Source organism: Neisseria sp. P0020.S005, from assembly GCF_051957055.1.
GTDB classification, from domain to species: Bacteria; Pseudomonadota; Gammaproteobacteria; order Burkholderiales; family Neisseriaceae; genus Neisseria; species Neisseria subflava_A.
Map to the genome: position 1 here is coordinate 69,972 of NZ_JBQCWV010000001.1, position 19,305 is coordinate 89,276.

At 46.7% G+C, this 19,305-nt stretch carries 18 protein-coding genes and 3 tRNA genes; 15 read left to right on the forward strand and 6 right to left on the reverse strand.

Going from position 1 to position 19,305, the window contains the following annotated elements:
• The first annotated feature begins 15 nt into the window (after nt 1-15).
• Nucleotides 16-753 carry a thermonuclease family protein gene (locus ACTHTU_RS00370; protein ID WP_440361398.1) on the forward strand — a complete coding sequence of 246 codons (738 nt, stop codon included), beginning with the start codon at nt 16-18 and terminating at the stop codon, nt 751-753.
• A gap of 179 nt (nt 754-932) precedes the next feature.
• Here ACTHTU_RS00370 and ACTHTU_RS00375 read toward each other — a convergent pair.
• The 3 genes from ACTHTU_RS00375 to ACTHTU_RS00385 form a co-directional block, all read right to left on the reverse strand.
• Nucleotides 933-1,023: transfer RNA gene (locus ACTHTU_RS00375), tRNA-Ser, on the reverse strand.
• 63 nt (nt 1,024-1,086) lie between these two features.
• Nucleotides 1,087-1,173 (reverse strand) — tRNA-Leu (locus tag ACTHTU_RS00380).
• A gap of 38 nt (nt 1,174-1,211) precedes the next feature.
• Nucleotides 1,212-1,298 (reverse strand) — tRNA-Leu (locus ACTHTU_RS00385).
• A gap of 79 nt (nt 1,299-1,377) precedes the next feature.
• Between ACTHTU_RS00385 and rnr the strand changes: the two genes are divergently transcribed.
• The 4 genes from rnr to recR all read left to right on the forward strand — a co-directional run bounded on the left by rnr (nt 1,378) and on the right by recR (nt 6,989).
• Entirely contained in the window at nt 1,378-3,873 is a 2,496-nt protein-coding gene (gene rnr, locus ACTHTU_RS00390; RefSeq protein WP_440361399.1) for a ribonuclease R, read from the forward strand.
• Nucleotides 3,874-3,954: 81 nt separating this feature from the next.
• Complete coding sequence (locus ACTHTU_RS00395; RefSeq protein WP_440361400.1) at nt 3,955-4,302, forward strand: ArsC family reductase; 348 nt, start codon at nt 3,955-3,957, stop codon at nt 4,300-4,302.
• Between the two features lie 145 nt (nt 4,303-4,447).
• On the forward strand, nt 4,448-6,301 hold the full coding sequence (locus ACTHTU_RS00400) for a SurA N-terminal domain-containing protein (protein ID WP_440361401.1): 1,854 nt from the start codon (nt 4,448-4,450) through the stop codon (nt 6,299-6,301).
• A gap of 82 nt (nt 6,302-6,383) precedes the next feature.
• A complete protein-coding gene (gene recR / locus ACTHTU_RS00405; protein ID WP_314513636.1) occupies nt 6,384-6,989 on the forward strand; it encodes a recombination mediator RecR in 606 nt (201 codons plus the stop codon).
• A 62-nt stretch (nt 6,990-7,051) separates the two neighbouring features.
• On the opposite strand, the gene ACTHTU_RS00410 is transcribed toward recR, so the two are convergent.
• Nucleotides 7,052-7,339 (reverse strand): hypothetical protein, encoded by a 288-nt coding sequence (locus ACTHTU_RS00410; protein ID WP_003683377.1) that lies wholly within the window; start codon nt 7,337-7,339, stop codon nt 7,052-7,054.
• 214 nt (nt 7,340-7,553) lie between these two features.
• Here ACTHTU_RS00410 and ACTHTU_RS00415 point away from each other — a divergent pair, with 214 nt between their 5' ends.
• The 4 genes from ACTHTU_RS00415 to ACTHTU_RS00430 all read left to right on the forward strand — a co-directional run bounded on the left by ACTHTU_RS00415 (nt 7,554) and on the right by ACTHTU_RS00430 (nt 12,671).
• The gene (locus ACTHTU_RS00415; RefSeq protein ID WP_070712730.1) at nt 7,554-8,804 is read left to right on the forward strand and encodes a lipoprotein-releasing ABC transporter permease subunit; all 1,251 of its coding nucleotides are present in this window, start codon (nt 7,554-7,556) and stop codon (nt 8,802-8,804) included.
• Nucleotides 8,797-9,480, forward strand: coding sequence for a lipoprotein-releasing ABC transporter ATP-binding protein LolD (lolD, locus tag ACTHTU_RS00420; RefSeq protein WP_004519733.1), 684 nt, complete (start codon nt 8,797-8,799; stop codon nt 9,478-9,480). The genes ACTHTU_RS00415 and lolD overlap by 8 nt, the downstream gene beginning before the upstream one ends.
• 132 nt (nt 9,481-9,612) lie before the next feature.
• Nucleotides 9,613-11,376, forward strand: a complete 1,764-nt coding sequence (recD, locus tag ACTHTU_RS00425; RefSeq protein WP_440361402.1) for an exodeoxyribonuclease V subunit alpha — start codon at nt 9,613-9,615, stop codon at nt 11,374-11,376.
• Between the two features lie 176 nt (nt 11,377-11,552).
• The gene (locus ACTHTU_RS00430) at nt 11,553-12,671 is read left to right on the forward strand and encodes a hypothetical protein (RefSeq protein ID WP_440361403.1); all 1,119 of its coding nucleotides are present in this window, start codon (nt 11,553-11,555) and stop codon (nt 12,669-12,671) included.
• A gap of 93 nt (nt 12,672-12,764) precedes the next feature.
• On the opposite strand, the gene ACTHTU_RS00435 is transcribed toward ACTHTU_RS00430, so the two are convergent.
• Nucleotides 12,765-13,166, reverse strand: a complete 402-nt coding sequence (locus ACTHTU_RS00435) for an RNA-binding S4 domain-containing protein (protein WP_003679090.1) — start codon at nt 13,164-13,166, stop codon at nt 12,765-12,767.
• Nucleotides 13,167-13,370: 204 nt separating this feature from the next.
• Between ACTHTU_RS00435 and ACTHTU_RS00440 the strand changes: the two genes are divergently transcribed.
• The 6 genes from ACTHTU_RS00440 (at nt 13,371) to ACTHTU_RS00465 (ending at nt 18,719) form a co-directional block, all read left to right on the forward strand.
• Complete coding sequence (locus ACTHTU_RS00440) at nt 13,371-14,330, forward strand: acetyl-CoA carboxylase carboxyltransferase subunit alpha (RefSeq protein ID WP_070814024.1); 960 nt, start codon at nt 13,371-13,373, stop codon at nt 14,328-14,330.
• Between the two features lie 88 nt (nt 14,331-14,418).
• The gene (tilS, locus tag ACTHTU_RS00445; protein ID WP_440361404.1) at nt 14,419-15,774 is read left to right on the forward strand and encodes a tRNA lysidine(34) synthetase TilS; all 1,356 of its coding nucleotides are present in this window, start codon (nt 14,419-14,421) and stop codon (nt 15,772-15,774) included.
• Between the two features lie 187 nt (nt 15,775-15,961).
• A complete protein-coding gene (gene rpoE / locus ACTHTU_RS00450; RefSeq protein ID WP_036493687.1) occupies nt 15,962-16,561 on the forward strand; it encodes an RNA polymerase sigma factor RpoE in 600 nt (199 codons plus the stop codon).
• A 5-nt stretch (nt 16,562-16,566) separates the two neighbouring features.
• Entirely contained in the window at nt 16,567-17,115 is a 549-nt protein-coding gene (locus ACTHTU_RS00455) for a sigma-E factor negative regulatory protein (protein WP_440361405.1), read from the forward strand.
• Nucleotides 17,116-17,233: 118 nt separating this feature from the next.
• Nucleotides 17,234-18,025 carry a TrmH family RNA methyltransferase gene (locus ACTHTU_RS00460; RefSeq protein ID WP_440361406.1) on the forward strand — a complete coding sequence of 264 codons (792 nt, stop codon included), beginning with the start codon at nt 17,234-17,236 and terminating at the stop codon, nt 18,023-18,025.
• Nucleotides 18,026-18,059: 34 nt separating this feature from the next.
• On the forward strand, nt 18,060-18,719 hold the full coding sequence (locus tag ACTHTU_RS00465; protein WP_049348483.1) for a YecA family protein: 660 nt from the start codon (nt 18,060-18,062) through the stop codon (nt 18,717-18,719).
• Between the two features lie 69 nt (nt 18,720-18,788).
• Here ACTHTU_RS00465 and ACTHTU_RS00470 read toward each other — a convergent pair whose 3' ends face one another.
• Entirely contained in the window at nt 18,789-19,277 is a 489-nt protein-coding gene (locus ACTHTU_RS00470) for a DUF456 domain-containing protein (protein WP_440361407.1), read from the reverse strand.
• Nucleotides 19,278-19,305: the final 28 nt, after the last annotated feature.

Genomic DNA, 19,305 nt, shown 5'->3' on the forward strand with positions numbered 1-19,305 from the left:
TCAATTTGGCAAAATATGCAAATCAGTAAAATTATAAAATGGTTGCCCGTTATTTTATCCGTTTTGGGCGCACTTGGTTACAGCTCACGCGATACTGAGTTGATTCGTACCGGGGTAAGCGTTGCTGCAACATTGGCACAAGGCGACAATATCGGTTTGGAAAAGGTCAATGAATGGCTGGGAGAAAATGTCGTCAAAGCCACATCTGACACCAAAACCGAAGCTGAACCCAAGCAAGAACAAAAACAAAAGTCATCGCGACAAACTTACACATACAACGGAAAAATCATCAAAATCCATGATGGCGATACCGTGCATATTATCGATAGCGACGGCCGGAAACACAAAATCCGTATGGCCTATATTGATGCACCGGAAATCAATCAGGCCTATGGTACGCAATCACGAGACAATCTGATTGATGCCGCATTGAATAAAAAAGCCAAAGTTCGCGTGTTTGAAGCCGACCGTTACCAGCGCGAAGTCGCCCAAGTATCAGTCGGCACGATTGACTTGAATTTGATGCAAATACGGGATGGCGCCGCATGGCATTATGAAAGTTATGCCAAAAAACAACAAAGTAAAACCGCTTACACCGACTATTCGGCCGCACAAAAACAAGCCAAGGAAAAACGTAAAGGTTTATGGAAAAAAGACAATCCGCAAGCACCTTGGCAATTTCGCCATCAAAACCACGAGCAGCAGAACGGCAATAAAAAGCAATCTGATAAACAATGGTTTGGAATTTGGTAAGTTTTAAGAAAGAGGCCGTCTGAAAATTTTCAGACGGCCTTTAATCATTACAATTTAGTATAAGATAAGAATGAGTGGCAGGTTTATGATTAGAGGGTAATAGAAATAAAAGTATGGTGTAATATTTTTAAGAAGGGCGGATATGAAAAAAGACACCGTTAGTTGGTGTCTTTAGTATCTGGCAGAGAGGAAGGGATTCGAACCCTCGATACGCTATTCACGTATACACGCTTTCCAGGCGTGCGACTTAAACCACTCATCCACCTCTCTGTGGACTATTATCCTGACTTGTTATTCAGAATAATGTGAAAACTTGACTGATTGATTTATCAGTGGTGCCCAGGAGAAGACTCGAACTTCCACACCCGTGAGGATACTAGCACCTGAAGCTAGCGCGTCTACCAATTCCGCCACCTGGGCAATTTAAATTTTCTTAAGCAAAGAAGCACCAAATTATTTGGTGCCCAGGAGAAGACTCGAACTTCCACGCCCGTGAGGACACTAGCACCTGAAGCTAGCGCGTCTACCAATTCCGCCACCTGGGCTTTGCTTTATTCTTCAATTTAAGGTACAGTTGACTACCTGAACTGCGAAGAAGCAGCTATTATATATTTTAAAAAAAGAATGTCAACTATCAAAATGAACAAAAATACTAAATCTTTAAATTTACGAGAAAAAGACCCGTATTTGGAGCGGGAGAAACAACGTTACGCTCATCCGTTGCCCAGCCGCGAATGGGTCATTGAATTATTGGAACAAAAAGGTGTGCCGACCAAAATCGAAGCTTTGGCACATGAATTGTCGATTACAGAAGATGAATATGAATTCTTCGAGCGCCGTCTGAAAGCGATGGCGCGTGATGGTCAGGTGTTGATCAACAGACGTGGCGCGGTGTGTGCGGCAGAAAAATTGGCATTGGTTAAATGCCGTGTCGAAGCGCATAAAGACGGCTTTGGTTTTGCCGTGCCGCTAACGCCGACAGGCGAGGGCGATTTCGTTTTGTATGAGCGTCAGATGCGCGGTGTAATGCACGGGGATATTGTTACTGTTCGTCCTGCCGGTATCGACCGAAGAGGCCGTCGTGAAGGTACGGTTTTGGATGTGGTGGAGCGTGCGCAGTCTAAAGTGGTCGGCCGTTTTTATATGGATCGCGGCGTGGCCATTTTGGAGGCAGAAGACAAGCGTTTGAGCCAAAGTATCGTGCTGGAACCTGAAAGCGTGGCGAAATTTAAACCGCAATCCGGCCAAGTGATTGTGGCTGAAATTGAGACGTATCCTGAAGCGCATCGTCCTGCAGTGGCTAAGCTGATTGAAGTGTTGGGCGATTATGCCGACAGCGGTATGGAAATCGAAATCGCTGTACGCAAGCACCATTTGCCTCATCAATTCAGCGAAGCATGTGTCAAAGCCGCGAAGAAAATTCCTGATCATGTGCGTAAAACCGACTTGAAAGGGCGCGTGGACTTACGCGATTTGCCTCTGGTAACCATTGACGGCGAAACTGCGCGGGACTTTGACGATGCGGTTTTTGCTGAAAAAGTCGGCCGCAATTACCGTTTGGTGGTGGCAATTGCCGATGTCAGCCATTATGTCCGTCCTGATGACGGAATTGATGTAGATGCTCAGGAACGTAGTACCAGCGTGTATTTTCCACGCCGTGTGATTCCGATGCTGCCGGAGAAATTGTCCAACGGTATCTGCTCGCTCAATCCTGATGTCGAACGCCTGTGTATGGTGTGCGATATGGTGATTACCTATGCCGGCAATATCAAGGAATACCGTTTCTATCCGGCAGTAATGCGTTCTCATGCGCGACTGACTTACAATCAAGTTTGGGATTGGATTTCAGACGGCCAGGATCATCCGTTTAAGCAGCAAATCGATACCCTGTATCAGTTATTTAAAATCTTGCAGAAAAAACGTTTTGAGCGTGGCGCGGTTGAGTTTGAGAGCGTCGAGACTCAGATGATTTTTGATGACAACGGTAAGATCGACAAGATCGTTCCCGCTGTCCGCAACGATGCGCACAAATTGATTGAAGAATGTATGTTGGCAGCGAATGTTTGCGCGGCAGAATTTTTGCTGAAAAACAAACATACGGCTTTATTCCGCAATCACTTGGGCCCGACTCCCGAAAAACTGGCCACTTTACGCGAGCAGCTTAGTTTGCTGGGGTTGAGTTTAGGTGGTGGCGATAATCCGACGCCGAAAGACTATGCTACGCTTGCCGAGCAATTTAAAAACCGTCCGGACGCGGAGCTGTTGCAAGTGATGATGTTGCGTTCTATGCAGCAGGCGGTTTATGAGCCGCATTGCGACGGTCACTTTGGTTTGGCTTATAGCGCATATGCACACTTTACATCGCCTATCCGCCGTTATCCGGATTTGACGGTCCATCGTGCCATTAAGGCGGTGTTGAACGGACAAACTTACCAACCCAATAAAACCTGGGAGGCTTTGGGCGTGCATACCTCTTTCTGCGAGCGCCGAGCCGATGATGCCAGCCGCGATGTGGAAAACTGGCTGAAAACTTATTATATGCGCGACAAAGTCGGCGAAGTCTTCAGTGGTAAGATTTCGGGCATGACCAGTTTCGGCATTTTTGTAACCTTGGACGATATTCATATCGATGGCTTGGTTCATATCAGCGATTTGGGAGAGGATTATTTCAACTTCCGTCCTGAAATTATGGCGATTGAGGGCGAACGCAGCGGTGTCCATTTCAACATGGGCGATACGGTCACTGTAAAAGTCGCGCGAGCCGATTTGGATACCAGTAAGATTGATTTGACCTTAATCAGCGGCGGTTCAGTCGGTAAGAAACGCGGAGGTAGAAAAGCAAAACCTGTGAGTAAGCCGATAGCTGCTGACAAGTCTGTCGAAAAGCGTAAGCGTAAACTGTCGGCTAAAGAAATTGATGAAGCGTTGGCTGCTCCCATGAAGGCAAAGAAGAGCAAGGTGAAAAGTAAACCTGCCTCCAAGCCCGCTAAGCCAAGCAAACCTAAAGCTGCAGGCAAGAAAAAAGTGCAGGCGAAAACAGCTTCCGTCAAAGCCGGGCATAAAAATAACACGCAAGGCAAAAGCGTGAAGATTAAAGTGAAGAAAGCTGCTAAGAAATAAGTGGCATTCAATTCAGGCCGTCTGAAAAGTTTCAGACGGCCTGAATTTGTGATTTTATGAATAAACTTAAGGATAAATAAGATGATAAAACTATACAGTATTCCCAATTGCGATACGGTTAAAAAAGCGCGCAGTTGGTTGGCGGAAAACGGCATCGAGTTTGAGTTTGTAGATTTTAAGAAAAATGCCCCGACTGCCGAATTGATTGATGGCTGGCTGGAGCAGGTAGCTTTGGAAATTTTGCTTAATAAAAGAGGCACGACTTGGCGCAAGTTGGATAAAGATGCGCAAGAATCTGCCGCTACAAAAGAAGGTGCCATTGCTTTGATGGTGGAAAATCCTAGCATCATCAAGCGGCCTGTATTGGTCAAAGAAGGACAGGTTCATGTCGGATTTTCAGTAGAAGCGTATCAGGAAATTTTCGGATAAGGCATTTTTAGGTTTTTAGGCCGTCTGAAAAAGCAAGCCTCGAAAAAATACGTTACAATACGCGCTTTGAGCCTGTTTTCAGGATTTTAAGATTTTTGCGGCAGCATTTTCAGGCTGCCGCGCCAAACTTTTCTTTCGGATAAATATGTTCCATATTGTTGAAAAATATAAAACACCCGCCCAGATTGTTTTAGGTATCATCGGTCTGACCTTTATCGGATTCGGTGCCAATAACTTGTCTTCGCCGGGTTCTGATTACATTGTCAAAGTCGGGGATGAGAAGGTCAGCGAGCATGCTTTACAGATTGCGATACAAAATGAGCAGGCTGCCGGCAATAATGCGCCTTCGCGTGATGCGATATTCCAATCTTTATTGCAAAGAGCTTACCTGAAGCAGGGCGCCAAGCTGATGGGCATCGCTGTGTCTCAGGAACAAATCAAGCAAGTTATTGTGGATGATCCGAATTTCCATGATGCTTCCGGTAAATTCAGTCAGGATTTGCTCAAGAAATATTTGGATCAACGCAGGATGACCGAGGATCAGTTCGTTGAAGATATCCGTGAACAGTTCCAATTGCAAAATCTGTTGAATTTGGTGCAAAACGGTGCTCTGGCCAGTGATGCGCAAGCGCGTCAGTTGATTAACCTGACTCAAGCCACCCGTACCATCCGTTCATTTACGTTCAGCCCTGAAGCATTTGCGGCGCAAGTAAAAGTAGATGATGCGGCTTTGCAAAAGTATTATGAAGCGCATAAGAAAGATTACTTGATTCCTCAAGCTGTTAAGCTGGAATATGTGGCTTTGAACATCAAAGATTTGGCTGACAAGCAAACCGTCAGTGCGGAAGAAGTACAAAAAGCTTACGACAGCAAAAGCGTAGATTTGTCGCCAAGAGCCGAAATTGCGCATATTTTCATTCCGGTTATGCCTAACGGAGATGAAGCAAGCAATGCGGAAATTAAAGCCGAAGTAGATAAAATGGCTGCAGAGCTCAAAGCGCACCCAGATGCTTTCGCCGAGCTAGCGGCCAAGTACTCCAAAGACTTGTCCAGCAGCAATAAAGGCGGCAATTTGGGCTATCTGAGCAAAAGCGGCGGCAGCGGTTTTGGGCCGGAATTTGATAAAGCGGCATTTGCATTGGGCAAAGGCGAAGTTAGCGATACCGTTAAATCGTCTTTGGGTTATCACGTTATCAAAGTTTTGAATGTCGAAGCTGAGCCGACTTTGGAGCAAGCCAAAGCGCGTATCGAAGCAGCCTTGAAACTGAAAAAAGCAGCTTCTGCCTTTAATGCTGCGAAAGAAAAATTGGGTGAAGATGCCTTCAATGATCCATCTTCTTTGGCAAAAGCAGCCGCCAATTCAGGTTTGAAAGTGGAAAACTTGGATGAATGGGTGACCAGAGCGGGTGCGAAAGAGGCAGGTTTGCCTGAAGCATTGATTAATGCTGCGTTTAGCGACGATGTACTGAAGAAAAAACACAATTCTGAAGTCATTGCCATCAACAACGAAACCGTTTGGGTCATTCGTGCGAAAGAAGTGCGCGAAGAGAAAATTGCACCATTTGCGGAAGTGAAAGACACTGTCCGTGCAGCATATCTGCGCTCCGAAGCCGCCAAACTGGCAGAGAAGAAAGCCCAAGAAACTTTGGCTGCGTTGAAAGCCGGTAAAGCTGCCGACGTTCAATGGTCGCCTGTTTCGCAATTGAGCGCGCAAGATGCACGCAAAACCATGTCTCCGGAGGCTTATGCAGCTTTGTTGAAAGCGCGTCCTGTCGGCGGTAAACCTGCGTACGCATTGTTGGAAGGTATGCCTGCACCGGTGATTATGGAAGTTCAGAGCGTTTCTGCTCCTGAAAATGCCGATTCACAGATTCCGGCTGCCAAACAGGCCTTGGTTCAGCAGCTTTCTGCCAATGTGTTCGATAATTTACTCCAGTATTTGGGTAAAAAAATCGATCGTAAGCAAGGCGCACAGCAAGTTAATAATGCTGCCGAATAAGCAGAGTATTTGAGTAGGGCAGCCGGATGAATTCCGGCTGTTTTCTTATTTTTAGCTATCTTTTTAAAGGCCGTCTGAAATCATGAGTAAAAATCCTGATGCCTTTGTCCGCTTGATTAATGCATTAAAAATCCTGCCCAATGTCGGCCCGAAATCCGCACAACGCATGGCTTACCAGCTTTTACAGTACAAACGCGAAGAAGCGCAGGAGTTGGTGGATGCTTTGCAGTTTGCCTTGAGACAGGTGCAGCATTGTCGGCTGTGTAACACATTTTGCGAAGGCGATTTGTGTGAAATTTGTGCAGACGAAAAACGCGAGAAAAGCCGCTTGATGATTGTGCATATGCCGGCGGATGTCTCTAGTATGGAGGCGGCCAATTGTCATGATGGTCTGTATTTTGTTCTGATGGGGCAAGTCAGTCCGGCGCAGGGCATGGATATTTCGGCAGTGGCATTAGATAAACTGGTTGCCCGTTTGCAGGCGAGTGATATTGAGGAAATTATCATTGCAACCAACTTCACAGCCGAAGGCGACGCGACAGCGTATGTATTGGCGGAATTGTTTAAAAATCTTCCTTATAAAGTCAGCCGGTTGGCGAGGGGAATCCCTTTGGGCGGCGAGATGGAATATGTAGATGCCGGTACTTTGGCTCAGGCTGTTTACGATAGAAGAAATATCCAATCTTAAATGGCAATATAAAAAGGCCGTCTGAAAGTCTTTCAGACGGCCTTTTCATTGATGAAATCAGATTATTTGCAGCTGACGCCTTGAATTTGAGGCGTATCACCATTGCCAACTTTAAATGCGCATTTGGTTGCGCTGCTGCCGGATACGGTAACAACACCGTTTCCGCTGTTGAGGCTGACAGGTTCTTTTACGCCCATGCCGACAGCAGTAGCTGCCAGTTTTTGAACATCGGCGTCGGAGTAAGCGGTATTGTTTGAACTGATTTTGATTTCTTTGGCGGCATATGCATTGAAGCTGAATGACAAACCTACAGCTACGGATACGAGGGCCAAGAATTTTTTGCTGTTCATTAGTGTATTTCCTTTTTGATGGTGACAAAGTGTGTCACAGCTTCAGAATAAGGGCGATTGGCAGATTGTGCAAGTTTTTCGGCGGAATTTACGGGAAGATACATGGTTTTACATACACTTTATCCCTGAATGCTACATCAGTCGGGCAATCGGACGACCTGTCGGTTTTACGGTACAATAAGCCTTTTTTGACAAACGAATGAGGCATTTTTGAATGGCTTCTTTAGAAACTTGGATAGGCCTGCGCTATCTGCGTGCGAAAAAACGCAACGGCTTTATGTCATTTATTACCATGATTTCAATCGCCGGTATCGCCTTGGGCGTAACGGCACTGATTGTGGTGTTATCAGTGATGAACGGATTTCAGAAAGAGATACGCGGCCAATTGTTGAACGTCGCACCTCATGCGGAAATCGGCTATTACGATGTCGGCAGTGCGCCGGGTTGGCAGAGTTTGCGCGAATTTGTAAAAGGCAAAAAAGAAGTATTGGCCAGTGCGCCTTATGTTTCCGATCAGGCTTTGCTTGCCAATGCCGGGGAAGTGCGCGGTGTGCAGATACGCGGTATTTTGCCGTCTGAAGAAAAAAATGTCGTTGATTACGGTAAGGATATGCCGGCCGGCAGTTTTGACGATTTGAAGCCGGGAGAATTTGATATTATTTTGGGTCAAGGGCTTGCTGAGGCATTGGGCACGGAGATTGGCGGCAAGGTTACAGTGATTACGCCTGAGGGAAATGTTACTCCTGCCGGCGTAGTGCCGCGCTTGAAGCAGTTTAATGTGGTCGGTGTGGTAAAAACCGGTGTATATGAGGTCGATAACACATTGGCCATGACGCATATCAAAGATGCGCAAGTCTTGTATCGACTGGGGGAAAATGTCGGTGGGCTGCGTTTGCGATTGGCTGATCCTCAGAATGCACCGTCTTTCATTGCCAAGTTGATTCCCGATGCTAAAAAAGATGAGGTGTGGGTGCGCGACTGGACGTTTAACAACCGCAGCTATTTTGAAGCTGTTGAGTTGGAAAAACGCATGATGTTCATTATTTTGACACTGATTATCGCGGTTGCTGCGTTTAACCTTGTCTCGTCTTTGGTAATGGCGGTAACGGAAAAACAAGCCGATATTGCGATTTTGCGCACTTTGGGTTTGTCTCCAGGTGGCGTCATGAAAATTTTCTTGGTGCAAGGTGCATTTGCAGGTTTCTTTGGTACGCTTGTGGGCGTGGTATGCGGTGTATTGCTGGGTTGGAATGTCGGCAAGATTGTCGCGTTTTTTGAAGACCTGTTTGGCGTGCATTTGATTAACTCTCAAGTTTATTTCATTGATTACCTGCCTAGCGATGTGAACTTGAAGGATGTCGTCGTTATTGCCTGCATTTCGCTTGGCTTGGCATTTATCGCCACACTGTATCCGAGCTGGCGTGCTGCAAAAACCCAACCTGCGGAGGCTTTGCGTTATGAGTAAGACAATTTTGAAATGTACCGGCGTTGGCAAAAGCTATAATGATGGCGCATTGAATGTACAAGTGTTGAATCATTTGGATTTTGAAGTTGCTGAAGCGGAAAGCGTGAGTATTATTGGTTCGTCAGGCAGCGGTAAATCTACGTTGCTGCACCTTCTTGGTGGCTTGGATATGCCGTCTGAAGGCAAGGTAATACTGATGGATCAGGATTTGGGCGGTTTGAGCCAAAAACAGTTGGGCGAATTGCGCAACCGTTATTTGGGTTTTGTGTATCAGTTCCACCATCTATTGCCTGAGTTTTCTGCTTTGGAAAATGTCATGATGCCGCTTTTAATCGGTAAAATGCCCAAGGCGATGGCTGAGGAGAAGGCTGTCAATATGCTGAAAAAGGTTGGCTTGGATAAGCGTATGCTGCACCGTCCGAGTGAACTTTCTGGCGGCGAGCGTCAACGTGCGGCGATTGCCCGTGCTTTGGTTAATGAGCCGAAATGCCTGTTGGCAGATGAGCCGACGGGTAACCTTGACCGTAAAAATGCGCAAAATGTGCTGGACATGATGCTGGATTTGAAACGCGAATTGAACACCAGCCTGATTGTGGTAACCCATGATGACGAGCTGGCTGAGCGTTTCGACCGGGTAATGACCATGAAAGACGGCAGCCTGCAAGTGCTGCAATAAGGTTATTATTTCAGGCAAATATTTTATGCTTTGAACGGTATAATAGAGGCCGTCTGAAAAATAGGTTTTCATTTATGGAAACACTGTTTTTCAGACGGCCTTTCTTTTTTCCGTATCAATCAATCCTGAGCCATGAATCCGACCGACTCTATCCTTTCCTCTGCCGCAGATGCGGCCATAGCGTTTTTCCGCCGCCACGAAGTACAGGGCGCATCCGTTATTGAGCCTTATGTGGTTCGACTGTTTGCAGCTTTGCAAAACGGGCATTCGTTTATTTACTTGGATAAAGCGGATGTTGATGCCTTAAGTAACTTGCCGAATTTGGTCGGCAATGCGGATAAACCGCTTATCCTGCAAGGCCGGAAATTGTTTTTGGGGAGGATGTGGCAGTTGGAGCATGATTTGGCTGTCGAAATCAAACGGCTAGCAAGTGCCGAGGCGGAAGAAGTGAATTTCATGGCAGCTTCAAAAAGCCTGAGCGATTGGTTTGATACTAAAGACAGCAAAGAGCAGAGAGATGCTGCGGCTTTGGCATTGCTGCAAAACTTTATGCTGATTACCGGCGGGCCGGGTACGGGTAAGACGACGACCGTAGCAAAGCTTTTGGGTTTGATTTGCAATAACAGTACGAAGCTGCCCCGTATCGCGTTGGCGGCACCGACGGGCAAAGCGGCTGCGCATATGGCACGGGCTTTGCAGCGTGCTTTGGACGGTTTTGATTTGTCTCCGAGCGTCAAAGCGCATCTGGAAAACTTGGAAGGGCAGACTGTCCATCGGTTGTTGAAACTGCGTCCGCCGCAAATGCTCCCTGCGTTCAATCATGAATATCCGCTTGCATTGGATGTTTTGGTGGTGGATGAGGCATCAATGTTGGATTTGCCGCTGGTGTTGGATTTGTTGCGTGCCGTGCCTACTGGCTGTCGTCTGGTGTTGCTTGGCGATGAAAACCAGTTGCCGTCTGTTGGATTGGGAGCCGTGTTGGCGGCATTGTCACGTCCGACAGCTTTGGATAAAGAAACTGCTGAAAAGCTGGAAGTATACCTGCCCAATCATGGCTTTGAGATTAAAGGGCAGCCACAGGCTTTATCGCAAAACAATGCTAAATTGACGTTCAGCCACCGTTTTGGTGCAGACAGCGGTATCGGCTGTTTGGCAAGGGCGGTGGTTTCCGGGGAAAAGCAAACTGCGGTTGAACAGTTTGACAAGTTTCCCAAAGAATTGGAAATGAAATCAGGCCGTCTGAAAGAGCAGGTTGCCTTGCTGTATCAAAAGCAACAGGATTATTGGCAGGCCGTGGCAGAGAATAATGTTGCACTCGCCTATGGTCATGCGGCCGATGTGGTGGTATTGGCGGCTTGGCGGCAGGATGCGGATGATTTGAATCAGGTTTATCAAAAATATTTGCAACGGCAAGGCAAGGTTTCGGGCGAAACGCCTTGGTTTGCCGGACAGATCATCATGATTACCCACAATGATTACATGCTGGAAGTGTTTAACGGCGACATCGGTCTGATTATGAAAGATGAAGAATCGTTGAATGGCTTGTCTGCCTATTTTCCTGAGAAAGATGGATTCAAAAAAATTGCCATCAGCCGTTTGCCCGATTTTGAATCGGCTTTTGCCATGACGGTGCATAAGAGCCAAGGTTCGGAATATAGGGAAGTATGGCTGTTGCCCCCGTCAGTGCCTGCAACGACGGAGAGTGAAGAAGAGGCACGGGGTTTGGATAAGGCTTTGCTTTACACAGCTATTACCCGTGCGCGTGAACGTTTTGTGTTTTGGGGAAATGCGGAGGAATTGTGTCAGGCTGTGGGATGCCATCAAAAACGCAGGACTGCATTGGCCGATGCCTTGAAATGGCAGTTTGAACAGCCTGATGAGCAGGCTTCCGTTTGACCTGAATCAAGAGGCCGTCTGAAAGAGGATAAAGCGTTTAAATCTGCTTGACTGATTACACTAATTTACATACGATAAAAATAATTAGTAAATAAAATGAATAATTTATACAAAATTCATAATTTGTGCGCTTTATCGAATACTTCACTTTCAATACCTTCTTTTGGAGAGTCGGCATGAAATTTCAAACCAAACTGATTGCAACCTGTATTTTATTGGCTTCATCGTCTTATTCTTTGGCAGAGAATGCTGATGGCGGACGTGATGCGGCGGCTTTGGCCACGACCAACGATTACGTCAATTCCGGCAGTATCATTCGCAAAGATGACGATAAAATCAGTATTTTCAATGATTTGTTGACTGTGAATGGTGGCTTGCGCGTACGTGCGGATACCAAAGACATCAATGCTAACAACAGCAGCATCAATCCGACGCCTGAAGATACCAATGCCAACTTCAATGCAGAGTTTTGGTTGCGCGCGAAACTGTACAAAGACTGGAAATTGGTTGCGCAAATCGAGCCGAATATCGATTTGGAAACCGGTAAGTTCAACGGCGATCATGATGTGCCGGTGAATAAACTGTATGCCGAAGGTACTTTGTACAACAACATTAAAGCGCGTGTCGGTAAATTTGGTGCGTTCTCTTCATACGGCCGCGTATGGGATACCGAAGTAACCGGCGGCGAAATCTTCTTCGACAATAAAACCCTGCCTACCAAAATCTATGCGGGTCGTCGTACTGGCAATCTGAACGACAACGCATGGGGCATTGGCGGCCGCCGCAGACATTTTGCCGCGGTGCAAAGCATGTTGCCTGTGAATGAGAATATCAACGTCGGCGCAACCGTCAGCTACATGAAAGACATTGATGTACGCGGTGCGAAGAAAAATGCGGTCTTCGGAGAAATCGGTACGGACATCAAGTTTAATGATGATTGGCATTGGATGGCCGCAGTCAGCAAGTCCAATATCAAAGCCTATAATGATGCCGGCCAAAAAATCAAAAATGATGGCGTGTTCACTGAAGTGCGCTATAAATCAGCCGACTGGAACGTCCGCAATTCTTACGACGTATTCTTGAACTACCGCCGTGTCGGTTCGTTGTCCGGTGTCTCTTCCGTTGAGGATTACAGCAAAAACGTCCAAGGCGTGCAAATCGGTGCGACCTATATTCCTTGGAAAAACTGGAAACTCAAAGGCTTCTATTTGGCCGGCAAACAGGTTACGCCTACCGTCGGCACGGATAAGCAGGATGTAAACGTTATCCGTGGTCAGTTAGAATATAAATTTTAATCATCACAAATAAAAACAGGCAGGATGTCCTGCCTGTTTTTGGTTTTCAGACGGCATGGATATAGGGTCGTCTGAAACAATGGATAAAACACTTTACCAGCTATCGCGCTTCATACGGTCAAGTTGGCGGCGGTCGCGTTTGGTTGGGCGTCCGTCCGGATAAGCAGCACTGATGCGGCTGGCTTGGTCGAGCTGTTTTTGAGCTTCGCGTTCGGCAGCCGTTTTCATGTCTTCTTCGTAGAGTAAACGCGCTTCCGGTGCCGGGCGGCGTTGATGATTGAGTGCGGCAACTTTGAATTTGTAGGGTAGGGAGTTCAAAGTCATGTCGATGGTGTCGCCGGCAGAAATATTTTTGCTGTTTTTCACCTTTGAGCCGTTTACCAAAACCCTGCCCAGCTCAATGTGTTTTTGTGCCAGCGCGCGGGTCTTGAAAAAGCGCGCGGCCCACAGCCATTTGTCCAAGCGCATGGACGAATTGTCATGATCGTTTTTCATAGCCTGTTTGAAATGATTGAACTGAATTGAAGTTTATCATAAGATACGGCACTTCATTCGTTTAGTGCAGATATACTATTTCTTTGTTAAAGGCCGTCTGAAAGATTTTTTATTGCAAAAGATGGCAGTTTCCCTTTGAGAAATGCTGTCAAATACGTCTGATTAGCGTATCATGTCAGCAACCGTTACCGAGAGCTTTGTTTTATGAAACCCGTTTTTTTGGACTTCGAACAACCCATCGCCGAATTAACCAATAAAATCGACGAGTTGCGATTCGTACAAGACGAATCTGCCGTTGATATTTCCGACGAGATTGCCAGACTGAAAAAGAAAAGCAGCGAGTTGACCAAGTCGATTTTCAGCAAGCTGACTCCGGCTCAAATTTCACAAGTGTCCCGCCATCCGCAACGTCCTTATACTTTGGACTATATCAACGGTATTTTTACCGATTTTGAAGAGTTGCACGGCGACCGCCATTATTCTGACGATCATGCCATTGTCGGCGGTTTGGCACGTTTCAACGGCCAAAGCGTGATGGTCATCGGCCATCAGAAAGGCCGCGATACCAAAGAAAAAATCCGCCGCAATTTCGGTATGCCGCGTCCCGAGGGTTACCGTAAAGCATTGCGCTTGATGCAGACTGCCGAAAAATTCAATATTCCGGTCATGACCTTTGTCGATACGCCGGGTGCGTATCCGGGCATCGGCGCGGAAGAACGCGGCCAGTCTGAAGCCATCGGCCGTAATTTGTACGAACTGACCCGCCTGCATGTGCCGGTATTGTGCACCATCATTGGCGAAGGCGGCTCGGGTGGCGCGTTGGCAGTGGCTGTCGGCGACTACGTCAATATGCTGCAATACTCGACTTATTCGGTGATTTCTCCCGAAGGTTGTGCCTCTATTCTTTGGAAAACTGCTGAAAAAGCAGCAGATGCCGCGCAGGCATTGGGTATTACCGCCAAACGCCTGCAAGAATTGGATGTCATCGACAAAGTGATTGATGAGCCTTTAGGCGGTGCACACCGTGATTTTGAAACCACGATGAAAAACGTTAAAACCGTTTTGGAACAGCAATTAAGCGAAGCGCAAAGCATGACCATGCCTGACTTGCTTTCTCGCCGTTTTGACCGCATCATGGCTTACGGTAAATTTACCGATAAATAAGTTTGACTGCTGAAAAAGCAAGCAGATGTCGCTGCTTGCTTTTTTTGTGTTCTATTTTTGAGTAATTCACAATTTCAGGCCGTCTGAAATGTCGCAAGTATCCCCTGATTCCCTATTTAAAAGTTTTCAAGCAGCTTTTCCTGATTTGCCGAGCCATACTGTTGTTGAAGTTGGCTTGAGTGGCGGATTGGATTCTGTCGTCCTGCTGCATCTTTTGCATCGGATGCGCGAGTTTCGCCATTTTGATTTGCGTGCCGTCCATGTTCATCATGGTTTAAGTACCAATGCCGACAGTTGGGCAAAATTTTGTCAGGATTATTGTCAGCGTCTGAATGTTGTCTTGCGAGTGTGCCGTGTCAATGTGGAAAAACAAGGAAAAGGTTTGGAGGCTGCGGCCAGGGCTGCACGATATCAGGCATTTTCAGACGGCCTGAAGAAAATCATTGTTTTGGCCCATCACCGTAATGATCAAATCGAAACATTTATGTTGTCGGCTGTGCGCGGGGGGGGATTGCGCGGTATGGCGGCCATGCCGGTATGGCGTGATTTGAATGAAGAGATTCAAATCTGGCGACCGCTTTTGGCATTTTCCCGTCAGGAACTGGCTGAGTATGCGCAACAATGGGGATTGTCTTTTGTCGAAGACGAGAGTAATGAAGACTCCGGCTATTTACGCAATTGGATGAGAAATCAGGCTTTGCCGCAATGGCAGCAGCGTATTCCGAATTTTGAGCAGCAAATTTGTGCCAATGTTCGATTATTGCAGGAAGATTTGCAGCTTTTAGATGAATTGATTAAGTCTGAATACCAGCGCATCAGTCTAAACGGGATATTCAGTATCAGTCTGTGGCGGCAATGTACGCCGCTTTTGCGTCGTCGGTTGCTTTGGTATTTTTTGCGAAAGCAAACGGAATCCTTGCCTTCTTATCACAGTATTGCCGATTTTGCCCGAGTATTGGAAACCGTTGATCAGGCGCAGTTGAATTTGCCAGAAGGGGAACTGGTCGCATATCGGGACAAGCTGTTTGTTTGTCAGGAAAGTGAGTTTCAAAAACTGCCTTGGTGTAATGGCAGGGAAGTTCGAGGCCGTCTGAAAGATATTTTGTTGGAAAATGGTTTCGTTTTATTACCCTTTAAGGGAGGTTTGTCAGAAGAGGAGTTGGAGAAGCCGGCGGTACTTAGAAGTGTGGCCAAAGGTGATGTGATTCATTCGGGAGGGAGGGAAAAATCAGTCGAAAAACTATTGCAAGAGTGTCATATTGTGCCATTCGTCCGTAAATATTGGCCGATTATCCTAAGTATAGGCAATAAGTGCCTTGCTGTTGTTAATCTTCGGGTGGGAAGCGATGTTCTAATGGAACAAGGTTATTTACCTATTCATGAAAAGTTAGCCAAATATATAGCAAAAGATAAAGTGGCTGACTCTAAGTTTAGTAACTATTAGTAATTAAACTACTTTTATTAAGTCCATGTATATCAAGAAATATAGTCAATGTTAGAGTATCTGTACGAATAAACTTTAGCAATTGAGTGTAATCTCGTGGAACTATTTCAAAGCGTTGCTGTCTTTACTGTGCACAGCACGCTTTACTATTTTTGGTTTAAAGCAGTAAAACGATTAAAGGTTGAATATGAACGATCGCCAAATAGATCAAGTTTTGGTGGAGCGCGCACAGAAAGGTGACCATAAGGCATTCGAGATGCTGATGTCCAAGTATCAGCGTCGGCTAAACAGACTGATTTCCCGTTTTATTCAGGATGAGCACGAAGTACACGATGTAACCCAAGAGGCAATGATTAGGGCTTATCGTGCATTGGCAAATTTTCGTGGAGAAAGTGCATTTTATACATGGCTGTACCGTATCGGTATCAATACGGCAAAGAATTTTCTGACCACTTCGGGTCGCCAGTTTTTTGTCAGCTCGGAAGCAGCCAATGAGGAGGGAGATGTTCTTGATTTAACCGATCAGATTGCGGATTACCATACGCCGGAAGCTGAAATGATGAATCGGGAAATCTTGCAGACCGTCGAAGCAAGCATCGCGCAACTGCCAGACGATATGCGTCAAGCCATTACGCTTAGGGAAATGGATGGCTTGTCTTACGAAGAAATAGCTCGGGTAGTGGATTGTCCGATAGGTACTGTACGTTCGCGTATTTTCAGAGCGCGTGAACTGATTGCAAAAGATTTGCGGCCGCTGTTGGATACTTCTGAAGATCAAAGGTGGTAATAAAAATGAACGACAAAACAAATAAAGCATTGGAGTATGTGTCTGCATTGATGGACGGTGAAGCATTGACTGATGAGATGCTGGATGCCGTATTAGCAGACGAGGAGGCCTTGCGCGCTTGGCATGAGTACCACATTATCGGCGACTGTATCCGTCAGGGTGCGGCGGCAAGTGTTGCCGGTGAAACCATGCAAAGCAAAGCATTTACAGTGCCTCAAGCCGAAGCTGAAGGCAAACAGGAAAAATATGCTCAGCGTGAAGCGGCTAATAGCGGCTTCTTCAAATTCTTTGCGGCCGCTGCCAGCGTGTGTGCGATTGCTGTTGCAGTATGGCAATTTACACCGCAAACTTCTCGTGACGCTATGCCTGTTGCAGAGAAGTCTAATATTCAGCCTGCCCAAAATATTATTCCGGTAAGCGGTACGCCTAGTGATAAAGCAGCTTCAGAGCCTGGCGAGACTGTTGTGCCGAATGCGGCAAAAGACGGTAAAATTGAAAACCGTCCGACTGTCCGTACCGAGCAAAAAAATGAGCAGCAGACTGTTGTGCAGTAAAAAATGAAATCATGCAAAACCCTTGCTTCATTGCAAGGGTTTTTTATTTTCGAAGTAAAAACGTCAGGCCGTCTGAAAGCATAGCTTCAACGAAGTCAAAACAGTTATAATGCGCTCCATGAAACTGATTACCTCTGCTCAAAACGAACAGCTCAAACATTTATTCCGTCTGCTGACGCAGGCCAAAGCAAGGCGTGAAAGCGGTGAAACCGTATTGGAAGGCGTACATTTGCTGCAAACTTATTTGCAAAGCGGCGGTACGCCCAAACAGGTTTATCTGCCTGAAAAGAAACAGCAACATCCTGAAATTCAAGAAATTACAGCGCAGTTGGACGAGGGATCGATTACTTGGGTCGGTAACGAAGCGCTGTCTAAAATCACCAGTTTGACCGATGCCGATGATGTGATGACTTGGATTGATATTCCGCAGCAGGCAGGCTTGCCTTCAGACGGCGATTGCGTGGTATTGGAGCGGGTACAAGACCCAGGCAATGCAGGCACGATTTTACGCAGCGCGGCGGCGGCAGGAGTCAAGCAAATTGTGTGCAGCAATGATTCCGTGGATATCTGGTCGCCCAAAGTGTTGCGAGCGGGGATGGGTGCGCATTTTCTGTTGTCTATTTTCAGTCGAGTGGAATTATCCGCTTGGATGGAAACGTATCAGCATCAAATTTGGGCAACTGCCTTGGGCGGTCGCAATATCGGTTTGTATGAAATGGACCTTAGTCAACCTTGCGCTTGGGTGTTTGGCAACGAAGGTAGCGGTGTGAGTGAACGAATAAAAGAGAAGGCTGAAGCCTGTGTCAAAATCCCCATGTTGGGGCAAACCGAATCCTTGAATGTCGCGATGGCGGCAACGGTTTGTCTGTTTGAACAAATGCGGCAGCGTATCCATGCCCAGGCCGTCTGAAAACCATAATATGATTTTATTTTAAGGAACGAAAATGCAAATACTGACTTTTGATGAAGCGGCACGCAGCCGATTGATGGAATTGCTGGATGCCAAATCCGAAGCCCACAACACCATGCGTTGTGATGAAGTGCAGGGTTTTATGATGGCTTTATTGAGCGGTCCGGATGCTTTGAATCCGACCAACTGGCTGCCTGAGATTTTGGGTGAAGAATCCTTGTTTGATGCTAAAGAGCGCACCGAAATCGAGCGTTTGGTGATGGCAATGGCCGCCGATATGCGCATGAAGCTCAATGAGAAAATCCTGCCTGATTTATGGTTTTATGAAGATGAAGCCGGCAATCCGGATTTCTACACTTGGTGTAACGCCTATCTTTACGCACTGGATATTGTGCCTACCGATTGGTTTGAAGCAGTCGATCAGGAAGAGTTTGAAGATTTGTTCTACCCGATTATGGCTTTGGGCGGCATATATGATGATGAGGAAAACGGCGAAGTCATCTTGCATCTGAATGAAAAAGAGCTGACCCAGTTGGAATCAGATTTGCCGCATGTCCTGCTGGATATTTACTGGTACTGGCAGGCCATCATCAATAAACCGCAAACCGTCCGCCGCGAAGGCGAAAAAGTGGGCCGCAACGATCCTTGTCCGTGTGGCAGCGGTAAAAAATACAAAGCCTGCTGCGGCAAATAAGAAAAATAAATAGTAAAATGAAAAGGCCGTCTGAATGCTTGAAATTCAGACGGCCTTTAATGTTTTGTCTTAGAACAACGAGGCCAACCAAACAAACAGAATGGTCAGTGCAATGGTCAAGGCGCAGCCGATTTTGGCCACGGTGCCGATGATAAAGCCGATAAACGTACCGATACCGACCTTGCCTGCCTGCCAAGTGTCTTTGCGTGCGATAAATTCACCGATGGCTGCGCCTGCCAACGGGCCGAGCAACAGACCGGGAATAGAGAAGAATGCGCCGACGATGCCGCCGATAAACGCACCCCAAACCGCAGTTTTACTTGCGCCGGTATATTTTGCACCCAATGCCCCCGCCACATAGTCCATCGCAGTACCGAATACGGCAACGATGGCCAAAAAGGTCAGCGTCCCCGAGCCAAACACTTGATAATCGCCGGCATAACCCAACAACCATGCGCCACCAAACATCAAACCCAATCCGGGCAGGGCGGGATAAATAGTGCCTAAGATGCCGACAACAATAGCAATCAAGCCGAGAACGATGAGAATAGCAGTCATGAGGTTCCTTTTGAATGTAAGAGTGTAA